The sequence below is a fragment of the Methylobacterium sp. WL116 genome, from assembly GCF_008039455.1.
GTDB lineage: Bacteria > Pseudomonadota > Alphaproteobacteria > Rhizobiales > Beijerinckiaceae > Methylobacterium.
The window spans coordinates 1-3317 of record NZ_VRUV01000503.1 but is presented as its reverse complement, the minus strand read 5'-3'; the positions used below and the strand labels follow the sequence as shown (position 1 = coordinate 3317).

At 72.2% G+C, this 3317-nt stretch carries 5 protein-coding genes and 1 pseudogene; 4 read left to right on the top strand and 2 right to left on the bottom strand.

Annotation, left to right across the window (positions count from 1 at the left end; all coding sequences use genetic code 11):
* A pseudogene (locus tag FV223_RS23560) lies at positions 1 to 217 on the top strand (hypothetical protein); the annotation flags it as partial.
* A 50-nt stretch (positions 218 to 267) separates the two neighbouring features.
* On the opposite strand, the gene FV223_RS23555 reads toward FV223_RS23560, so the two are convergent.
* Entirely contained in the window at positions 268 to 1107 is an 840-nt protein-coding gene (locus tag FV223_RS23555; RefSeq protein WP_147729258.1) for an aldo/keto reductase, read from the bottom strand.
* A 294-nt stretch (positions 1108 to 1401) separates the two neighbouring features.
* On the opposite strand from FV223_RS23555, the gene FV223_RS23550 reads away from it, so the two are divergent.
* Genes FV223_RS23550 through FV223_RS23540 form a run of 3 tightly spaced genes read left to right on the top strand, consistent with a single transcriptional unit; the run spans position 1402 to position 3169 of the window.
* Complete coding sequence (locus tag FV223_RS23550; RefSeq protein ID WP_147729257.1) at positions 1402 to 2475, top strand: adenylate/guanylate cyclase domain-containing protein; 1074 nt, start codon at positions 1402 to 1404, stop codon at positions 2473 to 2475.
* On the top strand, positions 2472 to 2708 hold the full coding sequence (locus FV223_RS23545; RefSeq protein WP_147729256.1) for a hypothetical protein: 237 nt from the start codon (positions 2472 to 2474) through the stop codon (positions 2706 to 2708). The genes FV223_RS23550 and FV223_RS23545 overlap by 4 nt, the downstream gene beginning before the upstream one ends.
* Positions 2705 to 3169, top strand: coding sequence for a YaiI/YqxD family protein (locus FV223_RS23540; RefSeq protein ID WP_147729255.1), 465 nt, complete (start codon positions 2705 to 2707; stop codon positions 3167 to 3169). The genes FV223_RS23545 and FV223_RS23540 overlap by 4 nt, the downstream gene beginning before the upstream one ends.
* Before the next feature lie 12 nt (positions 3170 to 3181).
* On the opposite strand, the gene FV223_RS23535 is transcribed toward FV223_RS23540, so the two are convergent.
* The coding region (locus tag FV223_RS23535) for a BrnA antitoxin family protein (protein WP_187276227.1) at positions 3182 to 3317 on the bottom strand (136 nt) is incomplete at its 5' end.

Sequence of the window (3317 nt, the reverse complement as noted above, 5' to 3'; positions counted from 1 at the left end):
CGTCTTCACCGAACGCTCGCTCGCCAACGCGTTCGCGCCGGCCCGCAACTTCGGCTTCGCGATCGGCCGAAGCGGGGCGGACTGGAGCGTCGTCACCAGCGTCTTCGGCGGCAACGCCAACACCGGCCAGCATGGCGGCCAGGCATCGCCGCGCGATCGACCGCTTCGCCATCATCGTCTCCGAGAGCTCCCCGCCCGTGCCCAGGACGACCGATAGCCCGGGATCGCTGACGGTAGCGCGACAGGGCGGCGCCGACCGCACGCGATTCACAGCATCGGCAGGGTTCGCGGCCGCGGCCCGCGCGGAAACTGCGCCTCGATCATCGCGATCTCGGCCGCGTTGAGATGAAGCTTCGCCGCGCCCGCATTCTCGATCGCCCGCGATGCGCGGCCGGTCTTCGGGATGGTGAAGGTGTTCTCGATCCGCGTCAGGAACGCCAAGGCCACGGCGTAGGGCGTCGTCCCGTGCGCCGCGGCGATGCCGGCGAGCACGCGGCCGCCGGCGCTCGACGGGTTCGGGAAGTCGCCGCTGCCGAAGGGCGAGTAGCCGACGAGCGCGACCCCGTTCGCGGCGCACCACGGCAGCACCGCGTGCTCGATCGCCCGCTCGCCGAGATGGTACAGCACCTGGTTGCAGGCGATGCGGTAGGGGCCGGCGATGCGCAGCGCCCGGTCGAGGTCGTCGACGTCGAAGTTGCTCAGGCCCCAGGCCAGGATCTTGCCCGCCTGCCGCAGGTCCTCGAACCCGGCGATGGTCTCCTCCAGCGGGTGGCTGCCGGGCCAGTGCAGGAGGTAGGCGTCGAGCCGGTCGGTCCCGAGCCGCCGCAGCGACTGCTCGCAGGCCCGCGCCACCCCGCGCCGCGTCGCGTTGCCCGGAACCACCTTGGAGACGAGGAAGACCTCCTCGCGCACGCCGCGGATCGCCTCGCCGACGATGGCCTCGCCGTCGCCGTACATCTCGGCCGTGTCGATGTGGGTCATGCCGGCATCGATGCCCGCCCGCAGGGCGGCGACCGCGCCGTCGCGGGCCGTGGCATCGATGTGCCACGTGCCCTGCCCGATGACCGGGACGTTGAGGCCGGTCGAGCCGAAGGGTCTGGCGTGCATCGCGTGGATCCTGTCTCGCTGGGGCGCGCGGCGCGCCCCGAAGGTCCGATGTCGGCGGCGCGGCCGCCCGATCGGCGAACGGATGGCGCCCGCGCCTTAATCGCGCCATCATGGGACGTTGAGCAATGGCTCGGCACGGGGTCCGGACCTAGACTTTGGACGATGTCCCGTTTCCGAAACGGGGCGCCGTCCCGCGGGCTACGTCCCTCTCCGGTTCGAGAACGCTTCAGGATCGGTTTCGTGCACGCTGCCTGTCCGCCTCCCGTCCCGCTCCCCGTCCAGGCGGATCGCTGAATGCTGCCGCAGCATCGCTGGTTCTGGGCCCTGATCGTCGTCGCATCGGGCGGGGCCGGCCTTCTCTACAACCTCCTGTTCGTCGGCGGCACCTCGCTCGCCGCCGGCCTGATCTACGGCCTCGCAGTCGGCGTGACGGTGCTGTCGTTCGATCGCGGCCTGATTCTCTCCGGGCTTCAGACGCGCCTGCGCCGCCTCCCGGCGATGCTGTACGTGCCCTCGGCCGAGCTGCTCTACGTGCTGATGATCGCGCTCGGCTGCGCGCTCGGCGGCCTCGTGGTCTGGTCGCTCGGGCTCACCGCCGACAGCCTGTCGGCGGCGGTCCGGATCACGCCGCGGGTGCTGGCCTACTCGCTCGCGGTCTCGGCGCTGCTGGTCTTCGTCGTACGGATGCGCGACCTGATCGGCGGCGAGGTGTTCGTGAACTTTCTCGTCGGGCGCTACCACAAGCCGGTGCGGGAGGAGCGCATCTTCCTGTTCCTCGACGTGGTCGGCTCCACCGCCTTCGCCGAGACCCACGGCGACCTCCGGGCGCAGGAATATCTCGGCGCGATCTTCGCGACGCTGGCCGAGCCGGTGCGGCGCAACGCCGGCTCCACCGACGATTACATCGGCGACCTCGCCATGATCACCTGGCCGATGGCGCGCGGCCTCAAGGATGCGCGCTGCGTCGCCTGCGTGTTCGACGTGCTCGACCGGATCGAGGCGGATGCGCCGGCGTGGACCGCGCGCTTCGGCACGGTGCCGCGGCTGCGCGCGGCCCTGCACGGCGGATCGGTGGTCACGGCGGAAGTCGGCGTCGACCGGCACAAGATCGCCTATTTCGGAGACGCGGTGAACGTCACCTCGCGGATCGAGGCGCTGTGCCGGCCGCTCGGCGTGAACATCCTCATCTCGCAGGACCTGCTCACCCGCCTCGGCGGGTTGCCGCCCGGGATCGCGGCGCGGTCCCTCGGAGCCCACGCCCTGCGCGGGCGCGGCCAGCCGCTCTCGGTGGCGACCTTGGAGCGGCCGGCCCCCGAGGTGCCCCAGCCGATCGAGGCAGAGCGGCCGGCGCTTCGGGTCGCGCGATGAGCGGACGCTGGCTCACCGCCCTGCGCATGCTGCTGCGCTACGGCCTGCCGCTCGCCGGCATCGTCGTGGTCGGCCGGGCGATCGTGCTGTCGATCGGCGGCGAGATCTCGAAGGCGCAGTTCGCCCTTGGCGTGCTCCTGATGGTCGCGGGATTCTCGGCGCGGCTGGTGCCGAAGGCCCGTCGGCCGCGAGCGACGGCGGAGCGGCGCGCTTCGGCGAGGCGGCCGTCTTGACCGGCTCGACGGCGATCTACGTCGACGCCGACGCCTGCCCGGTGAAGGACGAGACCTATCGCGTCGCCGCCCGCTACGGGCTGCACGTCTACGTCGTCGCCAACAGCTTCCTGAACGTGCCGCGCGAGCCCTGGATCGAGCGCGTGGTGGTCGGCGACGCGATGGATGCCGCCGACGACTGGATCGCCGAACGCGCCGGGCCGGGCAGCATCGTCGTCACGGCCGACGTGCCGCTGGCCAGCCGCTGCGTGAAGGCGGGCGCGACGGTGATCGGGCCAAACGGCAAGCCGTTCTCGGACGCGTCGATCGGCATGGCGCTGGCGACGCGCAACCTGATGCAGGACCTGCGCGAGGCCGGGGCGATCACCGGCGGGCCGCGCCCGTTCTCGGCGCGCGACCGGTCCGAGTTCCTCGGCGCCCTCGACCGTGCGGTGAACCGCATCCGGCGCGGCTCGACCTGACGGCGTGGCGCGTCAGCCGGCGACGAGCGCCTTGAGCGCGTCGTTGAGGCGGTCCTGCCAGCCCGGGCCGTCCTTCTGGAAATGCGCGAGCACGGCGCTGTCGAGGCGGAGCGTCACCGATTCCCGCGCGCCCGGGGCGGCCTGCGGC